Consider the following 22,093-nt stretch of genomic DNA (forward strand, 5'->3'; position numbering starts at 1 on the left):
TGTCGCATGGCTGAGCAGGAGTATGAAATCGGGGAAGACCCGTCCTTGTTGATTGTCGACGATGACGAGCCTTTTTTAAGGCGTCTGGCGCGGGCGATGGAAAAGCGGGGGTTCCAGCCCGAAATGGCCGAGACGGTCGCGGCAGGAAAGGCCATCGCTTCGGCGCGGCCCCCGGCCTATGCGGTCGTCGATCTCAGGCTTGAGGATGGAACCGGCCTCGACGTGGTCGAGACGCTGCGCGAGAAGCGTCCCGATGCCAAGATCGTGGTGCTGACCGGATATGGCGCCATCGCCACCGCCGTGGCTGCCGTGAAGATCGGCGCGACCGACTATCTGTCGAAGCCCGCCGACGCAAATGACGTCACGGCCGCGCTTCTGTCGAATGGCGAGGCGCTGCCGCCGCCGCCCGACAATCCGATGTCGGCCGACCGCGTGCGCTGGGAGCATATCCAGCGGGTCTACGAGCAATGCGACCGCAATGTCTCGGAAACCGCGCGCCGTCTGAACATGCACCGGCGGACGCTGCAGCGGATCCTGGCCAAGCGCAGCCCGCGCTGAGACCATCGCCGAGATCAAGACCGGGGCCAGGGGCGCGGACCGTCAGGTCCCGGCCTGCGGCCCCGCTGCCTGCCGCAACCAGCCGATGAAGGCGCGCAGCCGTGCAGGATGGTGCCCCGGCCGGGTCACGATGTGATAGCCGAGCCCGTGCGAGTCCTGCTCGAACAGCGCGGCGAGCCTGCCTGCGGCCAGATCGTCCTCGACAAGGGTGATCGGCTGGATCGATAGCCCGTAACCGGCGCGCGTCGCCGCCAGCGACAGGCCGGTCGTCGGGAAGGAGGTGGCGCGAACCCGCGTCCAGCTCAGACCCGCGCTTTCCGCCCATAGCGCCTGTTCCGGGGAATCCTGCGCGGTCAGCCAGGTGAAGCGGGTCAGTTCGGCGAAGCTCTCGGGCCGCGGGTCGCCCGTCAGTTTCGGCGTTCCGACGACGACGAAGCGGGTACTCGTCAGCAATTCGGTCGAAAGCCCGGGCCATGCGCCGGACCCGTAGCGGATCGCCAGGTCATAGCCGCCGCTCCGCAGATCGACCAGCGCGGTCGAGGGGATCAGGGCCAGCTCGATCTCGGGATGCGCCGCCCAGAAGGTGCCAAGCCGCGGCATCAGCCAGTTTTCGGCAAAGGCCGGAGTCAGCGAGATCTTCAGTGGGCTGGTATCCTCCGTTGCCCGTACCGCGTCTACGCCGTCCTGGATCTTCCGGAATGCCTCGCCCAGAGCCTCGGCGAGCCGGGCGCCCTCGGGCGTTGCGGTCATGCCGCGGTTGTCGCGCCGGACCAGAGCCAGTTGCAGATGATCCTCGAGTGCCCGCACCTGCTGGGCAACGGCGGCATGGGTCACATTGAGTGACCGCGCCGCCGCCGAAAAGCTTTCCAGCCGCGCGGTCGCCTCGAAGGCGCGCAGCGCCGTCAGGGGCGGCAGGCGGGTCCAGTCGATATCGGCCATCTGTTAGTTGAACTTACAAGACAAAAGAATTCCTGACTCTCGGATCTTCCCTGCTGAGCTTAACAATAAAGGGGAGAGCTTTGTAAGGGAGGACCCCCGATGTTTGCCATCCTGTCAGATATGCTTCTGCTGGCCTCGCGCCAGGAACACCGGATCAATCACCGTCTGCCCGACCGTCCGGTGGTGCCCGAGGTCCATCTGCCGCGCCGCCGTTCCGTCCCGCGGTGGCGTTAGAAGCGCGCCATCAGCGCGGCATGGCGCGCGGTATAGGCCGTGCGCACCTCGACCGGCGGGCGCAGCCGGATTTCGAGCCCCTCGATCAGGTCCGGCCGGGGCCGGCCGAAAAACCGGTTCGCCTCGGCAGGCTCGAAGCCCGCGATCTGGGTTGCCTCGAGCCAGGCCGACAGGCTGTCGGCCCGCTTGATCCTGGCCTTCACGGTCTTCGGCACCGCGGCGGGCAGGCCGAAGCGGATATGGATCGCCGAGGCCAGCCGGGTGTCGAGCTCGCCATAATTCGGGCCCACGGCGGCCTTCACCGGCGAGATCATGTCGCCGATCACGTATTCGGGCGCGTCATGCAGCAGCGCGGCCAGCCGCCAGCGCACCGGTGCCTCGGGCTGGATCCGGCCGAAGATTTCCTCGACCAGCAGCGAATGCTCGGCCACCGAATAGGGATAGTCGCCCCGGGTCTGGCCGTTCCAGCGCGCGACGAAGGCGAGCCCATGGGCGATGTCCTCGATCTCGATATCGACCGGCGTCGGGTCCAGCAGGTCGAGCCTGCGCCCCGACAGCATGCGTTGCCATGCGCGCGCTTGTTTCATGGTGATCCGTTTCTCCCGGGACGTTCGATTGCCACGGAGCAGTCGCATTGTCGAGCCATCTGCGTGATGGTATGTGCCGTTCTAGCCGACAATTACGAGGAGAGTAGCGCCATGGCGCCGGACTACATTGTCAAGGACATCGCGCTGGCCGGGTTCGGTCGCAAGGAACTCGACATCGCCGAAACCGAAATGCCCGGCCTGATGGCGCTCCGCGAGGAATATGGCGAAGCCAAGCCGCTGAAAGGCGCGCGTATTGCGGGCTCGCTGCACATGACGGTGCAGACCGCCGTCCTGATCGAGACGCTGGTCGCGCTGGGGGCCGATGTGCGCTGGGCGTCCTGCAACATCTTCTCGACCCAGGACCATGCCGCCGCCGCCATTGCCGAGGCCGGGGTCCCGGTCTTCGCCATCAAGGGCGAGACGCTGCCCGAATACTGGGACTATGCCGACAGGATCTTCCAGTTCGGCGAAGGCACGGCCAACATGATCCTCGACGATGGCGGCGACGCCACGCTTTACATCCTGCTGGGCGCGCGGGTCGAGAATGGCGAAGAGAACCTGATCGCCGTCCCGACCTCGGAAGAGGAAGAGGCGCTGTTCGCCCAGATCCGCAAGCGGATGGCCGAAAGCCCCGGCTGGTTCACGAAACAGCGCGACGCCATCAGGGGCGTCTCGGAAGAGACCACGACCGGCGTGCACCGGCTGTACGATCTGCACAAGAACGGCCTGCTGCCCTTCCCGGCCTTCAACGTGAACGACAGCGTCACCAAGTCGAAATTCGACAACAAGTATGGCTGCAAGGAAAGCTTGGTGGACGGGATCCGCCGCGCCACCGATGTGATGATGGCAGGCAAGGTCGCCGTGGTCTGCGGCTATGGCGATGTCGGCAAGGGTTCGGCCGCCTCGCTTCGCGGCGCCGGTGCCCGGGTGAAGGTGACAGAGGTCGACCCGATCTGCGCCCTGCAGGCCGCCATGGACGGCTTCGAGGTGGTCGTGCTGGAGGATGTGGTGTCCTCGGCCGATATCTTCATCACCACCACCGGCAACCGCGACATCATCCGCATCGAGCATATGCGCGAGATGAAGGACATGGCCATCGTCGGCAATATCGGCCATTTCGACAATGAAATTCAGGTGGCCGCGCTGAAGAACCACAAATGGACCAATATCAAGGACCAGGTGGACATGATCGAGATGCCCTCGGGGGCGCGGATCATCCTTCTGTCCGAAGGCCGGCTGCTGAACCTGGGCAATGCCACCGGCCATCCGTCCTTCGTGATGTCGGCCTCCTTCACCAACCAGGTTCTGGCGCAGATCGAGCTGTTCACCAAGGGCGAGCAGTACGAAAACCAGGTCTACGTGCTGCCCAAGCATCTGGATGAGAAGGTCGCCCGGCTGCATCTGGACCGGATCGGCGTCAAGCTGACCACATTGTCGCCCGAACAGGCCGCCTATATCGGCGTGACGCCAGAAGGCCCGTTCAAGCCCGAGCATTACCGCTACTGATCCCCCGCGCGCCTCGCGCGAAGATGGCGCCGTCCGGATTTCCGGGCGGCGCTTTTCGTTATCGGGGGCCGGCGGTACGGCTCAGAGCGCCTCGCCGAAGCCGAAGGTCTCGGTCACATAGTCGATATCCTTGTCGCCGCGGCCAGACAGGTTGATGAGGATCGACTTGCCCGGATTGGCCTTTGCCTCGCGCATCGCGAAGGCCACCGCATGGGCGCTTTCCAGCGCGGGAATGATGCCCTCGCGGCGCGACAGCTCGAAGAAGGCGTTCAGCGCTTCCTTGTCGTCGGCCGAGGTATAGCTCACCCGCCCGGTCTTGTGCAGATGCGCATGTTCCGGTCCGACGCCCGGATAGTCGAGCCCCGAGGCCACGGTATGCACCGGCGCGGGCTCGCCCTTCTCGTCGGTCAAGACCAGCGTCCGGAAGCCGTGAATGTCGCCGTCATGGCCATAGGTGATGGTCGCGGCGTGATCGCCCAGATTGGACGAGGTGCCCGCGGGCTCGACCCCGTAAAGCGCGACGTCATCCTCGATGAAGCCCGAAAAGATCCCCATCGCGTTCGACCCGCCGCCGACGCAGGCCGCCACCATGTCGGGCAGCTCGCCGGTCAGCTCGAGGAACTGCTCGCGCGCCTCGACACCCACCACATGCTGGAAGTTGCGCACCATCATCGGGAAGGGATGCGGGCCCACCACGGACCCGATGGCGAAAAGCGCATGATCGGCCTGGGCGATATAGCTTTCGAAGCAGCTGTCGACCGCCTCTTTCAGCGAGCGCCCGCCGAAGGAGACCGGCACCACCGTCGCGCCCAGAAGCTTCATCCGGGTGACGTTGGGCGCCTCCTTGGCGATGTCGACCTCGCCCATGTGGATCTCGCATTCCATGCCGAAATAGGCCGCAGCCGTGGCCAGCGCCACGCCATGCTGGCCCGCGCCGGTCTCGGCCATCAGCTTGGTCTTGCCCATGAACTTGGCCAAGAGGCCCTCGGCCATGCAATGGTTCAGCTTGTGCGCGCCGGTATGGTTCAGATCCTCGCGCTTGGCATAGATCTGCGCACCGCCGCAAAGATCGCTGAGATTCCTGAGGTAAGAGACCGGCGTCGGGCGTCCCTGGAAATGGGTGCGGATGTAGCGCAGTTCGCGGATGAAATCGGCTGATTTCGAGATCCGGTCATAGGCCTCGCGGATCTCGGCGAAATGCGGCTCGAGCGGCGGCGGCAGCATCGCGCCGCCATAGTCGCCGAAGAAGCCGTCGCGCGTCGGTGTGGTCTTGAGATAGGTCATGTCGTCTTTCCACTCTGTCCTGGGCACTCTTTCCTGGGCTGGGCGCGATCAGACACCCTGTGCCCGTCGGTCTCAAGACGCGAAAGCGACACATAGGGCGGTGCCGGCCCGGATTTTTCTTGCCCGGCGGGCGGGCGGGGCTAGGCTCGAAGCTGGCGAGGAGGCCAGAGGAGGAAGACGGATGGGAAAGCGCGCTGCGTTGATCGAGAAATACGCACAGGACCTCAGGACGAAATGCGGGATGGAGCCCGATATGGATCTGCTGACCAAGGTCACCATCGGCTGCGGTCCGGCGATCTACGATGCCGATGCAGAGCTGGTCGCGGCGGGCCAGCCGGGCGAGATCGAGACGGTGCGGACCAATTTCCTGATCCGCAAGCTGGGCCTGACCGACGGCCCCGATCTGGCCGAGGCGATCCAGGCTGCGATCGAGACCTATGGCGTCTCGAACCCGCACAAGTACCGCGCCGTGCTGTATTACATGCTGGTGCGGCATTTCGGAAAAGAGCACATCTACGGCTGACTTCGCCCCGGTCGGACTGCAACAGATCCGTCCTGCCCCGGCACTGTTTCCAGCAAGTCGTATAAAATGCCGGGAACATTGGGTTTGTGCAAAGGGCGTGGTCGGCGTATGGTCAATTCATGCCCGCCAGGACGGCAGGGCCCTCATAGAATTCACGTGTGGTGCGCCAGGGTGCACGTGGGGTGATGGAGGGTTCTGCGCTTGCGGAACCCTCCATTCATGACCTCCCGCTCCGACTCTGCCCATCGTCTCTGGCGGAACCCTCCGCCCTGTCGGTTGTTCTCGTCCAGGGGGATATGATCCCCCGAAAGACCAGAATTACCGGAGAATTTCCCATGACAGCTTCGCCCGTTGTGACGCCGTTCCACGATGAGGCCACAGGCAGCCTGCAATATGTGATCCATGACCCCGCCACCCTCGAAGGCGCCGTGATCGACCCGGTGCTCGATTTCGATCCGGCCGAGGCCCGGGTCACGACCGCGAATGCCGACCGGATTCTCGACCATGTCCGGGCCGAGGGGCTGCGGATCGGCTGGGTGCTCGATACCCATCCCCATGCCGATCATTTCTCGGCCGCGCATTACCTTGGCCGGGCGCTGGGCGCGCGGCGGGGCATCGGCGCGCGGGTGATCGAGGTGCAGGCGCTCTGGCGCGATCTTTACAACCTGCCCGAGGCTTTCCCCGCCGGGGCGCGCGACTGGGACCGGCTGTTTCGCGAGGGCGACGAGATCGCGCTGGGCAATCTGACGCTGCGGGTGCTGGCGACGCCGGGCCACACGCTGGCCTCGGTCAGCTATCTCGTGGGCGATGCCGCCTTCGTCGCCGATACCTTTCTGCGGCCGGATGCCGGGACCGCGCGGGCGGATTTTCCGGGCGGCAGCGCTTCGGTCCTCTACGACTCGCTCGGGCGGCTCTTGTCGCTGCCGGACGAGACGCGGCTGTTCATCGGCCACGATTATCCCGACGAGGGTGCGGCGGTGCAGCCGATGGCGACGGTGGCCGAGCAGCGCCGGAACGTGCATCTGGATGGCGTGACGCGCGAGGCGTTCATGGCGACCCGGCAGACGCGCGATGCGACCCTGTCCCTGCCCGACCGCATGCTGGCCGCGCTGCAGGTCAACCTGCGCGGCGGTCGCCTGCCAGAGCCCGAGTCGGACGGGCATTCCTATCTCAGGATCCCGCTGAACCGGTTCTGAGCGTCGGGCGGGTGCTCAGAGCCCGCCCATCTCGCAGACGATCCGCCATTCCTCGTCGGTCACCGGCTGCACCGAAAGCCGCGAATTGTTGACCAGGACCATGTCCTTCAGCCGCGGCTCGGCCTTGCACATGTCCAGCGTGACGGGCCGGGGCAAGGGCATGACCGCCTGGATATCGACGCACTCTCAGCGCGGATCGTCGGCCTTGCTGTCGGGATGGGCCTCGGCGATCACCTCGACGATGCCGACCACGGCTTTCTCGCTGAGCGAATGGTAGAAGAAACCCCGATCGCCGATCTTCATGGCCCGCATGTTGTTGCGGGCCTGATAGTTGCGCACGCCGTCCCATTCCTCGCCGACCGCGCCTTTCGCGACCTGATCGTCCCAGCTCCAGGCGTTGGGTTCGGATTTGAACAGCCAGAAGGCCATCAGCCGACGACCTTCTTCCAGGCCTGCACAGAGACGCTTTCGAACAGGCCCGCCCCGGCATAGGGGTCGTTCGCGGCCCAGGCCTCGGCCGCCGCCTTGTCCGCGACATCGAGGATCACCAGCGAGCCGCACATCTCGCCCGCCTCATCCAGGAACGGCCCGGCATGCACCACCACGCCGGTCGCGGCGACATAGGCCAGATGCGCGTCGCGATTGGCCTTGCGAGTCTCCAGATGGCCGGGCTTGTCCCGGCAGATCAGCGCGAAATACATGGTCATTCCTCCTTCAGGGGGCGGCTCAGCAGGATCTTGACCGCCTCTTCGATGCTGCGATGGCCATCGATGACCTGGGCCACGCTTTGGGTCACCGGCATGTCGATGCCGCGTGCCCTGGCGATGGCCGCGACGGCGCGGGCGGTGGCCGCGCCCTCGACGGTCACATCGGGGTCGAACCAGGCATTCCGCCCCAGCGCCACGCCATAGCCGAAATTGCGCGATTGCTGCGAAGTGCAGGTCAGTACCAGATCGCCGAAGCCCGACAGCCCGGCCAGCGTCTCGGGCTCGGCGCCATAGCTCTGGGCAAAGCGCTGCATCTCGGCAAAGCCCCGGGTGATCAGTGCGGCCCGCGCGCTTTCTCCAAGGCCGGTGCCGATGACGATGCCCGCGGCGATGGCCATCACGTTCTTCAGCGCGCCGCCCAGCTCGGCGCCCACGGTATCGGTGCTGCGATACAGCCTGAGCGTCGGCGTCGACAGCCGTTCCTGCAGCGCGAGCCCTGCATCGGGATCGGCGCAGGCCAGCGTCAGCGCGGTCGGCAGCCCGCGGGCGATGTCGGCGGCAAAGCTGGGGCCGGTCAGGACGGCAGGCACCACCCCGGGACAGGTTTCGGCGATGATCGCGCCGGGGCCCCGCCCGGTGGCCAGATCGACGCCCTTGCAGCAGGCGACCATGTGGCGGGCCTTCAGCACCGGGCCATGGGTTTCGAGAACGCTCGCCAGCGCCTGCATCGGCGTGGTCAGCAGCAGCAGGTCGCAATCCGCGATATTCGCGATCTCGGAGGTGACAGAGAGGTCTTCGGGCAGGGTGACGCCCGGCAGGCGCGGGTTTTCGTTGCCGTTTCGGATCTTGTCGGCAAAGTCCGCCTGATGCGCCCAGATCGTCGCCTTGCGTCCGGATTGCGCCAGAACGACGCCAAGCGCCGTGCCGAAGGCCCCTGCCCCTGCAATTCCGATTCCCCTCATGCCTTGGCTCCTTTCTTGCCGGCCCCGATCAGCGCGGGGCTTCTTTTGTCAAGCGGCCAGCGCGGCCGGGCGGCAAGCGCCATGTCGTCGCGGGCGCCGAGGCGAAAGCGCTCGAGCCCGGCCCAGGCGATCATCGCGGCATTGTCGGTGCAGAGTTTCAGCGGCGGCGCGACGAAGGGCAGCCCGGCCGTTCCGGCCAGATCCTCCAGCGCGGCCCGGATCGCGCGGTTCGCGGCGACCCCGCCCGCGACGGCCAGAGCCGTCGCCTCGGGACAGGCCGCCAGCGCCCGGGCGGCCTTGCCCGCCAGCACGTCGCGCACCGCCGCCTGAAATCCTGCGCAGAGATCGGCGCGGTCCTGCACCGTGATCCCGCCCTTTTCGGCGATGATGCGGTCGCGGGCGCGCAGGAGCGCGGTCTTGAGGCCCGAGAACGACATGTCGCAGCCCGGCCGGTCCATCAGCGGGCGCGGGAAGGCAAAGCGCGCCGGATCGCCGGTTTCGGCCGTGCGTTCCACCGCCGGGCCGCCGGGCTGGGGCAGGGCCAGCAGCTTGGCGGTCTTGTCGAAGGCCTCGCCCGGCGCGTCGTCGATGGTGCCGCCGATCCGTGCAAAGTCTTCGGGGCCGGAAACGGCAAGAAACTGGCAATGCCCGCCCGAGGCCAGCAGCATCAGATAGGGAAAGTCCAGCCCGTCGGTCAGTCGCGGCGTCAGCGCATGCCCGGCCAGATGGTTGACGCCGACCAGCGGCAGCCCGGTCGCGGCGGCGATGCCCTTGGCGACCATCACCCCCGACAGCACGCCGCCGATCAGCCCGGGCCCGGCCGTCACCGCCACCGCGTCGAGATCCGAAAACCCCAGCCCGGCCTCGGCCATCGCCCGCTCGACGCAGAGATCGAGCCGTTCGGCATGGGCACGCGCGGCGATCTCGGGCACCACGCCGCCGAAGGCCGCGTGCAATGCGGTCTGGCCCTCGACCACCGAGGCCAGGATTTCGGGGCGCCCGTCGGCATTCTGGCGCACCAGGGCGGCGGCCGTATCGTCGCAGCTGCTCTCCAGCCCAAGGATCGTGAGTGTTTCGGCCATGGCTCCGCCGTTGCGTACCCGTCGGTCGGCAGGTAACACCACCGGGACCACAGGCACAATCCCGCGAGGAGGTTCGCCTTGCCCCAGCATTCCCCCCTGCTTCTGCTCACCCGCCCGCGCGTCCAGTCGGCCCGCTTCGCCGGGGATTTCGTCCAGCGGTTCGGTCCCGGCATCGCGATCCGCACGGCGCCGGTTCTCGACATCGTGCCGCGCCCCGATCCGGTGTCGCTCGAGGGCTTCGCGGGGCTGCTGTTCACCTCGGAGAACGGCGTCGCCGCGCTGGCGGCCGCCAACCCGGCGCGGGATCTGCCCGCCTATTGCGTGGGCGAGCGCACCGCCGATGCCGCCCGTGCCGTCGGGTTCCGCGCGACCGCGGCCGAGGGCACCGCGGCCTCGATGATCGCGCATTTCACTGCCGATCCGCCCAAGGCCCCGCTTTTGCACCTGCGCGGCGAACATGCCCGGGTCGAACTGGCCGAGGCGCTCAGCGCCATCGGCCTCCCGACCGAAGAGCGCATCGTCTATGCGCAGGAGGCCCTGCCCTTCCCGCCCGGCATCGCGGCCGAGATCGAGGCCGCGCCCCTGACACTGCTGCCGCTGTTCTCGCCTCGGTCGGCTTTGCTCGTCGCCGAACGGCTGCGCGGTTCGGGCGGCCGGTTCGCGCTGGTGACGATGAGCCCGGCGGTCACGGCCTCCTGGGACGGGCCGCAGCCCATTGCCCTGATCGAGGCCGAACGGCCCGATGCCCAGGCCATGATGGACGGTCTGGCTGCGGTAATGGGTGCCGTTGGCGTGCCTTGAGGACGTAACGGCTAGTCTTTAATGTGCGAGGGGGTGCGCGACGCGCGGTCTCAGACAAAGCGAATCGAAAGGCGGGTTCCCGTGGCAAAAACCGAAGACGAAACCGATTCCGAGGACACCAGGACGTCGCAACCCGAAGGCGGCGGAGAGACCGGCGAAGGTCGGCTGGAAACGGCGATCCGCACGGCGCGCGACCGCGACGAGACGGACGAGGACGCCAATACCGAACCGCCGCGCGACGAACCGGCGGCCGAAGACGACAGGCCGGCCGAAGAGGTCCCTGACACCGGGCCCTCCGAACCGGCAGCGCCGCTTTCCCCGGCGGCGGCACCGGTTCCGCCGAAGCGCGGCCCTGGCGGGATCGTCGCACCGGTGCTGGGCGGCGTTCTGGCGGCCGGGATCGGCTTCGTCACCGCGCAATACATCCAGCCCGAGGGCTGGTCCTTCCCCGGCACCAGCGCCGGGCTTGGCGAGAAGGGGCTGGCCGTGCTGACCGAGACCGGTGCGCGGCTCGACCGGATCGAGGCGGCGCTGGCCGAGCGCCCTTCCGGGACCGGGTCCGACGATACCCTCGCCCCGCAGATCTCTGCCCTTCAGGAGCAGATCGGCAAGATCGCCGATCAGCTTGCCGGGATCGACGCCCGCGTGACCGAGCTTGCCGAGGCGCCTGCTGCGGCGGCCAGTGGCGAAGCGGCGGCCGCGCTCAAGGCCTATGAAGACCAGATCGCGCAGATGCGCGAGCAGAATGCCGAACTCAGCGCCTCGGTGCAGGAAGTGGCCGAAAAGGCCCAGGCCGATATCGGTCAGGCGATGGACCGTGCAGCCCAGGTCGAGGCCCGCGCGGCATTGATGCGGATCGACGCGGCGCTGGCCGATGGCGCGCCCTTCGACAGCGCGCTGGGACAGTTCGGTGCGATCGAGGTACCCGAGGCCCTGACGGCGGTGGCAGCCAAGGGCGTCGAGACCCTGCCCGAGCTGCAGGATTCCTTCCCGGCCGCGGCGCGGGCCGCACTCGAGACCTCGCTGAAGGAACAGGCGGCGGGCGGCGCCGGCGACAAGTTCAAGGCCTTCCTGCGCAGTCAGCTCGGCATGCGTTCGCTGACCCCGCAAGAGGGCGACGATGCCGATGCGGTCCTGTCGCGGGCCGAGGCGGCACTGCGCGAGGGCAATCTCGACGCCGCGCTGTCCGAGCTTGACGGGCTCGATGACGATGCCCGGGGCGAGATGGCGGGCTGGATCGACGCGGCCCGCGCCCGGGCCGATGCCGTGGAGGCCGCGCAGAGCCTCGAGCAAACGCTGAACAGCAACTGAGGACGCGCGAAACATGCTCTGGTCTCTTCTCAAGATCCTCTTCTTCGTGATCCTCGTCGCGGCGCTGGCTTACGGTGCCGGTCTCCTGATGGAGACGGGGCCGGGCCTCAGGGTCTCGGTCGCGGATAAGGAATTCGTGCTGGGCCCGCTGCAGGCGGTGATCATGGCGCTCCTGACCGTCGTCGGCGTCTGGCTGCTGCTCCGGATCGCGGGGTTTCTGGTGGCGCTGCTGCGCTTTCTCAATGGCGACGAAACCGCGATCAGCCGCTATTTCAGCCGCTCGCGCGAGCGCCGCGGCTTTCAGGCGCTGGCCGACGGCATGCTGGCCCTGGCCTCCGGCGAGGCCCGGCTGGCGATGTCGAACGCGGCCAAGGCCGAGCGCTTCCTGCGCCGGCCCGACCTGACCAACCTTCTCTCGGCCCAGGCGGCCGAGATGCTGGGCGACAAGGGCCGGGCGCGCGACATCTACAAGAAGCTTCTGGGTGACGACCGCACCCGGTTTGTCGGCGTGCGCGGGCTGATGAAGCAGAAGCTGGCCGAGGGCGACAGCGAGACCGCGTTGAAGCTGGCCGAGAAGGCCTTCGCGCTGAAGCCGCGCCATGCAGAGACCCAGAATGCGCTGCTTCAGCTGCAGGCCAGCGCCGAGGACTGGAAGGGCGCGCGCAAGACCCTTAACGCCAGGCTTCGCCATGGCAATATCCCGCGCGATCTGCACCGGCGCCGCGACGCGATCCTGGCGCTTTGCGAGGCGCGCGATCTGATGGTCGATGGCGACGAGCCGCGCGCGCGCGATCTGTCGATGGAGGCCAACAAGCTGTCGCCCGATCTGGTCCCCGCCGCGGTGATGGCTGCGCGGGCCTATAATGCGCAGGGCCGCGACAAGCAGGCGGTGCGGGTGCTGCGCCGCGCCTGGGAGGCACAGCCGCATCCCGATCTGGCGGCCGCCTTCGCCGAGCTCGTGCCCGAAGAGACGCCGCAGGACCGTATCCAGCGTTTCGCCCCGCTGACAGAGCTGCGCCCCGACGATCCCGAGACCCGGATGCTGTCGGCGGAACTCGCGATCGCCGCCGAGGATTTCCCGGCCGCCCGCAAGGCGCTGGGCGATCTGGCCGAGACGGCACCCACGGCGCGCGCGCTGGCGCTTATGGCGGCGATCGAGCGTGGGCTCGGCGCCGATGACGAGGTGGTGCGCGGCTATCTGGCCAAGGCCATCGGCGCGCCGCAGGGCCCGCAATGGGTCTGCGAGAGCTGCGGGACGGTGCATTCGGCCTGGACGCCGGTCTGCGCTCCGTGCAGCGGCTTCGACACGCTGGCCTGGAAGCCGGCCGCGGCAGGTCCTGCCGGGCTTGGCGGTGCGTCGGACATGCTGCCGCTGCTGGTCGGCGGCGGGGCCGAAAAGCCGGCGCAATAGAACGGAACGTGGCTGTCCTCCCTGCCGGGAGGGCAGCGCGCCGAACCGCCGGTGTCGTCCGTCCGGCAGGCTACGCCATGCGTGAGGGCCTCTGCCGCGAGACAGCCGGGCATCGGGCCGCAGAGATCTGAGTTACCCGCCCCGCCAGCGCATAGAGGCCCTGCTGTCTTGCAGCCCGTCGTATGACGGATGCCCAGCCCACCCTGCGATCTGGATCATACCCGGCCGGCGAGATCGTCCGCACGCGCATCAGATAGCCCCGGTCAGAGCGGCTTTCGCATTCTTTTTCGGCGCGCAATATTGCCCGACAATCAGGTGATCCGACGATGCAGGGAGTGGTGCCTCAAGAGGGACTCGAACCCCCGACCTTGTCCTTACGAAGGACCTGCTCTACCAGCTGAGCTATTGAGGCGGACCGAGCGTGCGTTTAACCGGATCGCCCGAGCCGTTCAAGTGGAAACAGGACGGCCTGTCCTCTTCCGTGCAGAAGATTGTGCCAGCTCTTTTCCGCGAGACCTCGGGTTCTCCGCATCTGCGAACCGGTCCTCGTCGCCCCGGACGCAGGGTCATCTTCCGGAGAGTGGCACGCTCGGCTTTCCCGGTCATGACCTGCCCCCTGCCGGTACCTCATTCCTGGCGAGAGTCTGCAGGTTTGATTTTGGTATTCTGGTGCCTCGTCGGACGCAGGCGCGCCGGGCGCGGAGTCCTCAAATTGCTCAAGCGCTCGGCGCGCTTGTTGCGGTGTCTGAGCTACCCGCGGAGCGCCAGAAAGCCGAATCTAGGCGGCCAGACCTAGGAGGCTAAGCGGCAGATCTGGCGCGGCTCGGGACGCCGGAAATCTCTCCCTTATGGCTTCTGCGGACGAGCTCGACACCTGATCTTGCCAAGGCTCAGTCTGGTCCCCTCATCAGCCTCGCCACTCTGCCAATCGGCATGATGCTGCCGGTGGGGCTGAGCCCTTCAGCGCAAGCAGCTGCGTGGGGTTGCCAGCAGAGGACCTACCTCACTACCTTGGCGGGAATTCGAGAGGGTATTTCATGAGTGGCTTCTTTCGTCGGGACGCCCGCATGGGCCGGAGTCCCACGGTGCTGGGGCAGGACGTTCTGGTGCTGCGCCGGTTTGAAGGCACCGACCATCTGAACGCGCTGTTCGACTGTTCCGCCGATTGTCTGGCCGCCCCGACCGCTGTCGATTTCGACCGGCTGATTGGCACCCACGCCACCATTACCCCCACCGCCCGCGAGGGAGAACGGCCCTTCGATGGCATCGTCACCGGGGCCCGCTGGCTAGGCTCGGACGATAATGGCCATCGCTACCGGCCGCGTCCCAGGGCGTTCCTTGCGAGCCTCCGCCGTAACCAGCTGATCTTCAGCAACAAGACCGTGGTCGAGATCCTCACCGAGCTGCTGTCGGCCTCTGCCCATGCGGGCGCGCCGCGGACGAACGCGGCCAGGACCACAGCTTCGAGGCCGAGGGAGATATCGCGACGCTCGGGGCGGGCAGCCAGGTGGTGCTGGAGGGCGATCCGGTGCCGGGAACCGGCGGCGAGGACCCGTGCCTCAGCGCGCGGCATTCCGACCCGGCCGCCAATTCCCGCTTAAAGACGAAGTATAATCATGGCCGGTGTAACGATAAGTCAGATTTTATCATCCAAAGACTCTCCCGCATGGCTTGTTCTGGATGGGGTGAATTGTCCCGATCTCCCGCAGTTTCTTGAGGGAACCGAGCACTGTTGCTTTTATCGCGAAACGGGTCAGAAGCAGCCCCTCCATGCCCCGTGGATGATCCAGATGGATGACAGAATCTCCGAGATGGCGTCTTTCCTGCCAAACGATACGCATTGGGGATTCATCTTCACATCTCACTGGCCAATGCGAGATTTGCGCGCACATTTTCGACGCTACACGATGCTGAAGACTCCGCAGAATGAGGCTCCGGTTTATTTCCGTTTCTATGATCCTCGCGTGTTGTTCGATCTTGGTCATGCGCTTGAGGCAGATAAACTCCGGATGTTCATGCGCCCGTTCGGCAGGCTTGCAATTCCGTTGTCACCTCTTCTCGGTGAAAGATGCGGGCTCTCGCCCTTGGCCCATCATGATTCTTTCCGATCAAAATTTTTGACGCTCCCTACCCCGCCAGAAGAGCCGCCCGGAAAGGGTTCTCAGAGCTTTCAGATCGGAATGGTTGAGTATCGGCGCTTTGAGAATCTGCAAGCCAGAAGAGCCGAACGAAAACTGGCGCGTGAGTTGCATTTCACTGCCAGACACAGGTCAGACGCCGAAATTCTTGACATCGCAGCGGAGGCTGCTTCGCGCGCCGAAAGATATGGCCTGACGTCCGTGCGTCAAATTAGGCTGTTCGCGAAATGCATGCTGAAATTCGGCCCCACCTTCGACGAAACTCATCCGGGAGCGCGAGAGGTTTTGACGCGAAGGCGAGTCTCGGTTCGTGAAACATTTATCGCTTTGCAAAACTGGTACACGACTGCAGGCGACAAACCATTTCCCGCAGACGCCTCCCAGGACTTGGACATTTGGAATCGATTGTAAGGAGTGCGCGTTTCATGAAATATTATGTTCCGACAATAGATGATATTGAAGCGTTGGTCGGCGCGCATCCTGGCAAATTCTCTTCCCCCCTGCAAACCATGCGGTCGATTGCCAATGCCCGTGCCCAGGGCGAAACGGTCAGCCAAATTACGGCGCAGAATCAGTATCAGGATTACCTGTCCAACGGCGGCGAGCCGATGAGTTCGGATGGCGCCATTCCGCCAGCTGAAGCGGTGCACGATCAGCCCCAAGGCAAAGCGGGATGCGATTGTGCGGCGGCTATGCCTTGCTGCGTGAACTCGATAACGCTTGGCTGCTCGCATAGCGACGCGCGCCTCACCCTACCTCAGGAGGAAAAGGCGAATGGGCAAACGAATTGCAAGCTCGTGCTTGTTGCAGACCAAGGTGGCTCCTCTGGATACGATCTATTGAAGGTGACACTCGACAGGACGCCCCATGGCGACTGCATCATGCCAAAGCAGATGCCGAAATCGCTGATCAAAATGGAAGGTGGTGAGACCGAAGAGAAGACCGCAGAAGACTATGAAATCAAGCTTGCCTACCCCGGAGATACAGATCTGGGCCAGACGGACATTGAAAGATTTGTCAACGCCACGAAGTACACGCTATTGGGGGATCTGGAGAAGATTGGAACAAACTATTCATTGAAGCTCAACACCTGCAGTGGCGAGACGACGTTCAACAGTGTGCTTCAAGTTTATCCCAGAATCGAGTGGACGGCTGCAAGTTTTGGATACGAGATCAAAGGCACTTACTACACGGACTTTACCTTTGTTCCCAGCGTTGCCCTGACAGGAAAACTCGACGGTACCTTCGGGGCAACGACCTTTTCCATCGAGGGTGAGGGAGAGAGCAAAACCGATCCAGAAAACCATTCCCGATCCCTTGTTCCGTTTCTCGACAAAACGCTCTCCAAACTTCAAGGCCTAACTGGTGAGGGCTCGAGAACCAGCGAAAATTCCACACATTCTTCGATCTCCGTGTTCCACAAGGTCGATCTTGGAACCAGCAAATTCAAACTGGTCGAGCATCCCTCCGACCCGGCGGCGGTTGGAATCGACGCGGATGTCACAATGGGCTTTGCCCCTCTGATTGGTATTGAAGCCAAGCTCGACATCATCGACGCGCTTTTGACTGCGGCGCGGGCAAGCGCAGCATCCGGCCTTGCGGCAGCTTTGCAGAAAGCCCGTGATGCTGCGGCCAAAGGGGTTGGGAGTAAAGATGGCCCGGCACACTTTGTTGCGAAGGCTGGCGTCACTTTGGAAATCACAGGTCAAATAGGGATCGGAACAGTAGATCTGAAGCGGACCGTCAATTCACCTAAATGGGATGGCGCGGGAGAAGTCGGCGGATCTCTGGGATTGGCCGTCGTGGCTATCGTAGAGGCAGAAGGGCGGATTTACAGAATAAGCGGTTCCTTAAGTGCTTCTGGAAAAGCTGCCTCTTCAATCAAGGTCACACTCAAAACACTGACAGCACAACAGAAAGAAAATATGAAAGACAGCAAGCTGAATGTGAAGTCGGAGTGGGATGGTATTAAAATCACCTACACCTCACAAGCAAAAGCAATGTTTTATAGCTCCCGTGCGGTAAATGGTGAGGTCGTCATTCGCAGGCCGGAGGTGTTGTATGAAACATATTTTTAAGGTTATTTTCATCTTTATAATCAGTGTCATCGGAGGTTCAGTAATGGCAAGCGAACGTGACCCGACCCAAACCGCACTTGGAATGGACATTTCTCTTGCTGGTGTGAAGCTTGACTTGCGGGTGAATGATGTCCCTATCTCTGATCCGTCGTTCCCACTCGGATCAGACGGGCCGTTTTCAACGGTCATGACGCTGAACAGTGCATTCGCTTCGGGCAAGAATTCGGTCACTCTGTCAGTTTCCCCGGAAGCCGAAGTATCGCCTGGCTGGGACCGACATGTCCATGCGCGGTTTGGATATTGGCCAGCAGCCGATTTCCCGATGCCTTTTGATGATCGCGCTTTTGCGATAGATGTCCAATATCGCTTTGGAGAGGATGCGCCGGAAGGAGACTTCTCCGTCACATATGCAGGTCAAGAATGGCTTGCAGCATCTGAGGTCGGGACGATCACGTCCACCGACGAACAGAACATGTTCGGCATGTCTCTCGAAGTCGGACTGGACTTGCCTCCCCTTGCATGGATGCAGGGGCAATACCTGAATCCGAACATAAACATGAAACGTGAAATTGTCGAGCAATATGCAAAGCTACATTCACAGGTTTCGGGAGGATTTGACGGTTTGACTGCCGCCCTCGCTCCTTATTTTTCACGGCAAGCTGGGGCGTTCGGGGTCAGCTTGGAACAGTTCATTGAACTGAACGTTCTCCCAATGTTCGGGCCTGAAAGCAGCACAGAATTTCTCCCGTTAGATACATCGAAATCTGAACTGCGCCTCTATGGTAATGGTCGTCTTGCCGCACTTGTTCCAATGCCATTGACCTATCGAAATGGAACGTACGGTGAGGAGGGTGTGTTGCTTATTTACTTCTGGAAGGACCAGGCGGGGCAGTGGCAAATCATTCATTGAGGACCTTGTGCTCGTTTTGGTCAGGGACGCAATGTGATTGATCGCTCACGTGTCCACTTAACCTTCTTGACTAACGAATGACATGACGGTTTCGATGGGTCTGCGGCCCATGTTTCGGTAACCCAGATGCGGGCGCTCGGTGTTGTAGTGGACGAGCCAGGCGTTGAGATCGGCCTGGAGGGCCGCGACAGTCTCGTAGAAGGTCTCGCGCATCTTCACGCGGAAGAACTCCTCCAGCACCGTGCCATTGAACCGCTCGACGAAGCCGTTGGTCTTCGGCGTGCGGACCTTGGTGCGGCGATGCTCTATTGCGTTGAGGTCGAGATAGAGCTCGTAGGGGTGACGCTCGGTGCCGCAGAATTCGCGGCCGCTCGCCATTGGGCTCGAACCAATGGCGCCTTCAATGGCTCGCTCGGTCAGCACCGCTTTCACCGGCAGGTCCAGGGCGCGGTAGAAGGGCAGGACGTCGTTGTGCAGGACCGCGACCGCCGCCTCGGGCTGCTTGGAAACGTGCAGGAAGCCGAAGGCGTAGCTGCCGAAGGTGTCGACGACCGCGTGCAGATAGACCTTGCCGATCCCCTTCAGCATGCCGACGAAGAACGTGTCGGCCGAGAGCAGCTCGCCGGGAGTGCCTGATTCCACGTGTCGTTCCCGGAAGCACGGGTTCTGCTTCTCGAGGAAGGCGGCCTGTTCGGCAGTGATCTCGATGGTCTGGCCCGCATGGGCGTCCTCGAGCGCCAGCCAGCGGTCGTAGCGCGTGCCCAGGCCGTCGCCAGCGGGCTCGAACCGGTGGCGCCACGCTGGCGATCGTTCAGGATCTTCTGGATGGTGATCGAGGAGACCCGCACGCCCTCGAGCGCCAGCATCGCCTCGAAGCGGTTGCAGCCATAGGCCGGATGTTCGAGCGCCAGCGCCTTGATCCGCTCGACCGTCTCGGGCGGGGTCGTTTGAGGGTGGGTCTTGTGGATCGGCGGCAGGTCCTTGAGCCCCTCGAAGCCCGTTCTCGGGCTTACGCGGCGCCACCGGCGCCACGGTCCCTCAAACCCAAAACCGACGTTTCCACTCGTAGAAGCTGGTGCGGTCCATGCCGCGCTGGCGACAGGCCTCGGCCACGTTGCCGAGTTCTTTCGCCAGTTCCAGAACGCTCATGCGGGTTTGCGCGATCTTGGTCTTCGCGTCACGAGCCTTGGGTTTCGTCGCTTTCGGTGTTCCATCCATGGCGGGGTCCTCCGTTCCCAAAATAGCATGGAAAGAAGGTTAAGTGGACAGCTCACGCAACTTTCCTGTTCCGCCATTTGGCGTTGCACAGACTGAGGTCATAAGGCTCAGTGTTTTCTTCTGACCGCTTCGCCGATCCGCCGCCCGATCTCGCCGGGCGAGGGCGCGATCCATCCGATCAGGGCGACCAGCACGATCCAGGCGGGGATGACATTGACGATAACGGTGTCGACGCGGTCGGCTCGGAGGTGGTTCTCGGATTGCTCCTGGCGGATCTCGCGGGCGCGGGGCCGAAGGATGGAAGGGGCGTTCTCGACCTTCACACCTTGCACGTTCTCGGCCCCGGCCTGGACATTGGCGGCGACCTGCGGCCCGAGCGGGACCGGCAGCCCGCCGCACCCGGCCATCAGCAGCACCAGGAGGAGCGCCCTCATGCGCCCGACCAGCGGAACGGCACGTCGGCCGGCACGCCGTCGAGCCCCTCATGGCAGAGCTGGCGGGCCTTGTTGCGGCGGATCGCGAGGCCGCGCACGCCCTTGCCGCCTGCAAAGCGCCAGCGCGGAAGCTCATCGCAGGCGCCACGCAGATCGCCCGCATTGAGCTTGCGGATGAGCGTCGAGCGCGCGGCCGCGCCGAGGCCCACGTTATAGGCCCAGTCGAGGATCGCGACATAGGTCCGGTCGGGCATGCGCCGCGCCTTCGCCGCGCGGGGCCATGATGTCTGGTCCTGCGACCTGCTGCCCGCCGAGGATCGATCGAACCGGCACATGATCTGCGATATCCGCGAGGTCCTGCACCTCGGCTGGGACCTGCTCGCGGTGATGCACCCGCCTTGCACGCGGCTCTGCCGATCGGGCAGGCGCTGGATGTCGGGCCCCGGCAAGTGGACGCCCCCGAAACAGCTCCCGAAGGGGCGCAGCTGGGAGGACATGCGGGCGGAGTTCGAAGAGGGCGTCGCCCTGTTCGCGGCCTGCTGGCGCGCCCCGGTCGAACGGGTTGCCATCGAGAACCCGGAAATGAACGATCTGGCGCGGGACCGCATGCCGGCCGATCTGCCGAGGCCCCAGATCGTCCAGCCGTTCTGGTTCGGCGAACCCGCCTACAAGGCGACCGGCTTCTATCTCCGCGGCCTGCCGCCGCTGACCGAAACGAACCGGATGCCGGAGCCCGAGCGTGGGTCCGACGAATGGAAACGCTGGAACGCTGTGCATCGCCAGCCGCCCGGCCCGGACCGCTGGAAGATCAGATCCCGCACCTTCGAGGGCGTGGCCCAGGCCTGCGCCGATCAGTGGGGCGGGCAGGAAATGAAGGAGGCTGCGTGATGGCTGAGCCCCAGCGCCCCTACACGCCCGACATGCTGGCCGAGCGGTGGGGCTGTTCCGGAGAGACCGTGCGGGCAATGATCCGCGAGGGGAGGCTGCCCGCTTTCCGAGTCGGGGGGGGGCGCCTTCTCAGGATCGCAGCGCAGACAGTGAAGGATTTCGAATGCGGGACTATAGAATCGGCCGCCTCAAGGGCCGACATGTCGTCATCTGGACCGACGACGAGGGCAAACGTCGACGCTATCGTCTTGAGGCGAACACGGCCCGGGAGGCCGAGCGGGAAGCGCGCGACCTCATCCTGAGGCTGGATGCGCCGCCTGCGGGCATGACTGTTGCGCAGGTATGGGGCGCATACCGCGCGGAAATGGGCGACCGCCGCCAGGGTGAGAAGATGGATTTCGCGGCCAAGGTGATCCTGCCTGCCTTCGGGCAGCTGTCCGTGGACCAGATCACGGTCGCCGATTGCCGCGGCTATATCGCGAAGCGCCGCACGGCGGGGCGCAAGGACGGAACGATCCGGTCAGAGATGGGCTGTCTCAGATCGGCTCTGCTGTGGGCGCAGAAGTCGCGGCTGATTCCGCAAGCGCCCACTGTGGAGATGCCGCCAGTTCCGGCCCCGCGGGACCGATACCTGACGCTGGATGAAGTGGATCGGCTGCTTGCCGGTGCGGTGGACCCTCACATCAGACTGGCCATGCTGCTGATGCTGACAACCGCCGGCCGAAAGGGTGCCATACTCGACCTTACATGGGACCGGGTCGACTTTAAAAACAGGATGATCCGGCTCGCCACGGCGGACATATCGCCCCGCAAGAAGCGCGCGCTGGTGCCGATCAACGATACACTGATGGCAGCGCTGCAGGAGGCGCGGCAAGCTGCAGTTTCGGACTATGTCGTGGAATGGGGCGGACGGCGCGTCGGTTCAATCAAGACGGGCTTCAACGCAGCCGTCAAGCGTGCGGGGATCGCCCATTGTACCCCGCATGATCTGCGCCGTTCGGCGGGCCGTTTCATGGCCGAGGCTGGCGTTCCCATCGAGGAGATCGCCGAATACCTAGGGCACACCAACCCGAACATCACGCGCTCGACCTATGCTCGGTTTAGCCCCGACTATCTGCGCCACGCGGCTGGCTCTTTGGAGCTCGGAAAGCCGAAATTGGTTCAACGAACCAAAGTGCAATCCTCAAGTGGCCGTGTAAGTGATTGATTTTATGGTGCTGCTGGACAGGATTGAACTGTCGACCTCTCCCTTACCAAGGGAGTGCTCTACCACTGAGCTACAGCAGCACTCTGACGGCAACGGTGCTCCCTGAGGCCCGTCATGTG

The 22,093-nt window shown here is 64.5% G+C and carries 23 protein-coding genes, 2 tRNA genes and 2 pseudogenes; 15 read left to right on the forward strand and 12 right to left on the reverse strand.

The window, feature by feature from the left end; translation table 11 throughout:
* Positions 1 to 6: 6 nt before the first annotated feature.
* Positions 7 to 558 carry an ActR/PrrA/RegA family redox response regulator transcription factor gene (locus ACK8CO_RS09515; protein WP_080614735.1) on the forward strand — a complete coding sequence of 184 codons (552 nt, stop codon included), beginning with the start codon at positions 7 to 9 and terminating at the stop codon, positions 556 to 558.
* Between the two features lie 42 nt (positions 559 to 600).
* On the opposite strand, the gene ACK8CO_RS09520 is transcribed toward ACK8CO_RS09515, so the two are convergent.
* A complete protein-coding gene (locus tag ACK8CO_RS09520) occupies positions 601 to 1,497 on the reverse strand; it encodes a LysR family transcriptional regulator (protein ID WP_414898975.1) in 897 nt (298 codons plus the stop codon).
* Between the two features lie 99 nt (positions 1,498 to 1,596).
* Between ACK8CO_RS09520 and ACK8CO_RS09525 the strand changes: the two genes are divergently transcribed.
* Positions 1,597 to 1,731, forward strand: coding sequence for a hypothetical protein (locus ACK8CO_RS09525; RefSeq protein WP_255377938.1), 135 nt, complete (start codon positions 1,597 to 1,599; stop codon positions 1,729 to 1,731).
* On the opposite strand, the gene ACK8CO_RS09530 is transcribed toward ACK8CO_RS09525, so the two are convergent.
* Positions 1,728 to 2,318: an HD domain-containing protein gene (locus ACK8CO_RS09530; protein ID WP_414898976.1), complete on the reverse strand. Its 591-nt coding sequence runs from the start codon at positions 2,316 to 2,318 to the stop codon at positions 1,728 to 1,730. The two genes, ACK8CO_RS09525 and ACK8CO_RS09530, sit on opposite strands and share 4 nt — an antisense overlap.
* Before the next feature lie 111 nt (positions 2,319 to 2,429).
* Here ACK8CO_RS09530 and ahcY point away from each other — a divergent pair, with 111 nt between their 5' ends.
* Positions 2,430 to 3,824, forward strand: a complete 1,395-nt coding sequence (gene ahcY / locus ACK8CO_RS09535; protein ID WP_414898977.1) for an adenosylhomocysteinase — start codon at positions 2,430 to 2,432, stop codon at positions 3,822 to 3,824.
* Between the two features lie 81 nt (positions 3,825 to 3,905).
* Here the strand turns inward: ahcY and trpB are convergent, their stop codons facing one another.
* Positions 3,906 to 5,108, reverse strand: a complete 1,203-nt coding sequence (gene trpB, locus ACK8CO_RS09540) for a tryptophan synthase subunit beta (protein WP_080614731.1) — start codon at positions 5,106 to 5,108, stop codon at positions 3,906 to 3,908.
* 181 nt (positions 5,109 to 5,289) lie between these two features.
* Here trpB and ACK8CO_RS09545 point away from each other — a divergent pair, with 181 nt between their 5' ends.
* Together ACK8CO_RS09545 and ACK8CO_RS09550 are read left to right on the forward strand one after the other, a co-directional pair.
* Positions 5,290 to 5,631 carry a DUF2853 family protein gene (locus tag ACK8CO_RS09545; protein WP_080614730.1) on the forward strand — a complete coding sequence of 114 codons (342 nt, stop codon included), beginning with the start codon at positions 5,290 to 5,292 and terminating at the stop codon, positions 5,629 to 5,631.
* A 335-nt stretch (positions 5,632 to 5,966) separates the two neighbouring features.
* The gene (locus ACK8CO_RS09550) at positions 5,967 to 6,827 is read left to right on the forward strand and encodes an MBL fold metallo-hydrolase (protein WP_414898978.1); all 861 of its coding nucleotides are present in this window, start codon (positions 5,967 to 5,969) and stop codon (positions 6,825 to 6,827) included.
* A gap of 15 nt (positions 6,828 to 6,842) precedes the next feature.
* On the opposite strand, the pseudogene ACK8CO_RS09555 reads toward ACK8CO_RS09550, so the two are convergent.
* The 4 genes and pseudogenes from ACK8CO_RS09555 to tsaD all read right to left on the reverse strand — a co-directional run bounded on the left by ACK8CO_RS09555 (position 6,843) and on the right by tsaD (position 9,578).
* Positions 6,843 to 7,256 (reverse strand): annotated as a pseudogene (locus ACK8CO_RS09555) (EVE domain-containing protein).
* On the reverse strand, positions 7,256 to 7,528 hold the full coding sequence (locus ACK8CO_RS09560; protein ID WP_414899010.1) for a YciI family protein: 273 nt from the start codon (positions 7,526 to 7,528) through the stop codon (positions 7,256 to 7,258). Before ACK8CO_RS09560 ends, ACK8CO_RS09555 begins: the two are co-directional and overlap by 1 nt.
* A 2-nt stretch (positions 7,529 to 7,530) precedes the next feature.
* Complete coding sequence (locus ACK8CO_RS09565; RefSeq protein WP_414898979.1) at positions 7,531 to 8,496, reverse strand: NAD(P)H-dependent glycerol-3-phosphate dehydrogenase; 966 nt, start codon at positions 8,494 to 8,496, stop codon at positions 7,531 to 7,533.
* The gene (gene tsaD / locus ACK8CO_RS09570; RefSeq protein ID WP_414896480.1) at positions 8,493 to 9,578 is read right to left on the reverse strand and encodes a tRNA (adenosine(37)-N6)-threonylcarbamoyltransferase complex transferase subunit TsaD; all 1,086 of its coding nucleotides are present in this window, start codon (positions 9,576 to 9,578) and stop codon (positions 8,493 to 8,495) included. Before tsaD ends, ACK8CO_RS09565 begins: the two co-directional genes overlap by 4 nt.
* A 78-nt stretch (positions 9,579 to 9,656) precedes the next feature.
* Here tsaD and ACK8CO_RS09575 point away from each other — a divergent pair, with 78 nt between their 5' ends.
* The 3 genes from ACK8CO_RS09575 to ACK8CO_RS09585 all read left to right on the forward strand — a co-directional run bounded on the left by ACK8CO_RS09575 (position 9,657) and on the right by ACK8CO_RS09585 (position 13,101).
* Positions 9,657 to 10,379 (forward strand): uroporphyrinogen-III synthase, encoded by a 723-nt coding sequence (locus ACK8CO_RS09575; protein ID WP_414896481.1) that lies wholly within the window; start codon positions 9,657 to 9,659, stop codon positions 10,377 to 10,379.
* 81 nt (positions 10,380 to 10,460) lie between these two features.
* Positions 10,461 to 11,690: a COG4223 family protein gene (locus ACK8CO_RS09580; protein ID WP_414896482.1), complete on the forward strand. Its 1,230-nt coding sequence runs from the start codon at positions 10,461 to 10,463 to the stop codon at positions 11,688 to 11,690.
* 13 nt (positions 11,691 to 11,703) lie between these two features.
* Positions 11,704 to 13,101 (forward strand): heme biosynthesis protein HemY, encoded by a 1,398-nt coding sequence (locus ACK8CO_RS09585; RefSeq protein WP_414896483.1) that lies wholly within the window; start codon positions 11,704 to 11,706, stop codon positions 13,099 to 13,101.
* A 336-nt stretch (positions 13,102 to 13,437) separates the two neighbouring features.
* Here ACK8CO_RS09585 and ACK8CO_RS09590 read toward each other — a convergent pair.
* Positions 13,438 to 13,513: transfer RNA gene (locus ACK8CO_RS09590), tRNA-Thr, on the reverse strand.
* A gap of 655 nt (positions 13,514 to 14,168) precedes the next feature.
* Between ACK8CO_RS09590 and ACK8CO_RS09595 the strand changes: the two genes are divergently transcribed.
* The 4 genes from ACK8CO_RS09595 to ACK8CO_RS09610 are packed head-to-tail and all read left to right on the forward strand — an operon-like array spanning position 14,169 to position 18,227.
* Positions 14,169 to 14,702: a contractile injection system protein, VgrG/Pvc8 family gene (locus ACK8CO_RS09595; protein ID WP_414896484.1), complete on the forward strand. Its 534-nt coding sequence runs from the start codon at positions 14,169 to 14,171 to the stop codon at positions 14,700 to 14,702.
* Between the two features lie 15 nt (positions 14,703 to 14,717).
* A complete protein-coding gene (locus ACK8CO_RS09600; RefSeq protein ID WP_080617744.1) occupies positions 14,718 to 15,650 on the forward strand; it encodes a DUF4123 domain-containing protein in 933 nt (310 codons plus the stop codon).
* Between the two features lie 14 nt (positions 15,651 to 15,664).
* Positions 15,665 to 17,317: a hypothetical protein gene (locus ACK8CO_RS09605; protein WP_414896485.1), complete on the forward strand. Its 1,653-nt coding sequence runs from the start codon at positions 15,665 to 15,667 to the stop codon at positions 17,315 to 17,317.
* Entirely contained in the window at positions 17,301 to 18,227 is a 927-nt protein-coding gene (locus ACK8CO_RS09610; RefSeq protein ID WP_414896486.1) for a hypothetical protein, read from the forward strand. The genes ACK8CO_RS09605 and ACK8CO_RS09610 overlap by 17 nt, the downstream gene beginning before the upstream one ends.
* 57 nt (positions 18,228 to 18,284) lie before the next feature.
* Here the strand turns inward: ACK8CO_RS09610 and ACK8CO_RS09615 are convergent.
* The 3 genes and pseudogenes from ACK8CO_RS09615 to ACK8CO_RS09625 form a co-directional block, all read right to left on the reverse strand.
* Positions 18,285 to 19,445 (reverse strand): annotated as a pseudogene (locus ACK8CO_RS09615) (integrase core domain-containing protein).
* A 107-nt stretch (positions 19,446 to 19,552) separates the two neighbouring features.
* Complete coding sequence (locus tag ACK8CO_RS09620; RefSeq protein ID WP_414896487.1) at positions 19,553 to 19,879, reverse strand: bacteriophage spanin2 family protein; 327 nt, start codon at positions 19,877 to 19,879, stop codon at positions 19,553 to 19,555.
* The gene (locus ACK8CO_RS09625) at positions 19,876 to 20,133 is read right to left on the reverse strand and encodes a glycoside hydrolase family protein (protein ID WP_414896488.1); all 258 of its coding nucleotides are present in this window, start codon (positions 20,131 to 20,133) and stop codon (positions 19,876 to 19,878) included. The genes ACK8CO_RS09620 and ACK8CO_RS09625 overlap by 4 nt, the downstream gene beginning before the upstream one ends.
* Here ACK8CO_RS09625 and ACK8CO_RS09630 point away from each other — a divergent pair.
* Genes ACK8CO_RS09630 through ACK8CO_RS09640 form a run of 3 tightly spaced genes read left to right on the forward strand, consistent with a single transcriptional unit; the run spans position 20,132 to position 21,974 of the window.
* Positions 20,132 to 20,767 (forward strand): hypothetical protein, encoded by a 636-nt coding sequence (locus ACK8CO_RS09630; RefSeq protein ID WP_414896489.1) that lies wholly within the window; start codon positions 20,132 to 20,134, stop codon positions 20,765 to 20,767. The two genes, ACK8CO_RS09625 and ACK8CO_RS09630, sit on opposite strands and share 2 nt — an antisense overlap.
* A gap of 32 nt (positions 20,768 to 20,799) precedes the next feature.
* Positions 20,800 to 21,069 carry an excisionase family DNA-binding protein gene (locus ACK8CO_RS09635; protein ID WP_414899011.1) on the forward strand — a complete coding sequence of 90 codons (270 nt, stop codon included), beginning with the start codon at positions 20,800 to 20,802 and terminating at the stop codon, positions 21,067 to 21,069.
* Positions 20,976 to 21,974 carry a tyrosine-type recombinase/integrase gene (locus ACK8CO_RS09640; protein WP_414899012.1) on the forward strand — a complete coding sequence of 333 codons (999 nt, stop codon included), beginning with the start codon at positions 20,976 to 20,978 and terminating at the stop codon, positions 21,972 to 21,974. Before ACK8CO_RS09635 ends, ACK8CO_RS09640 begins: the two co-directional genes overlap by 94 nt.
* A gap of 5 nt (positions 21,975 to 21,979) precedes the next feature.
* Here ACK8CO_RS09640 and ACK8CO_RS09645 read toward each other — a convergent pair.
* Positions 21,980 to 22,054: transfer RNA gene (locus tag ACK8CO_RS09645), tRNA-Thr, on the reverse strand.
* Between the last annotated feature and the right edge of the window lie 39 nt (positions 22,055 to 22,093).

The organism is Rhodovulum sp. HP10 (assembly GCF_047553435.1).
In the GTDB taxonomy this organism is placed as follows: domain Bacteria; phylum Pseudomonadota; class Alphaproteobacteria; order Rhodobacterales; family Rhodobacteraceae; genus Rhodovulum.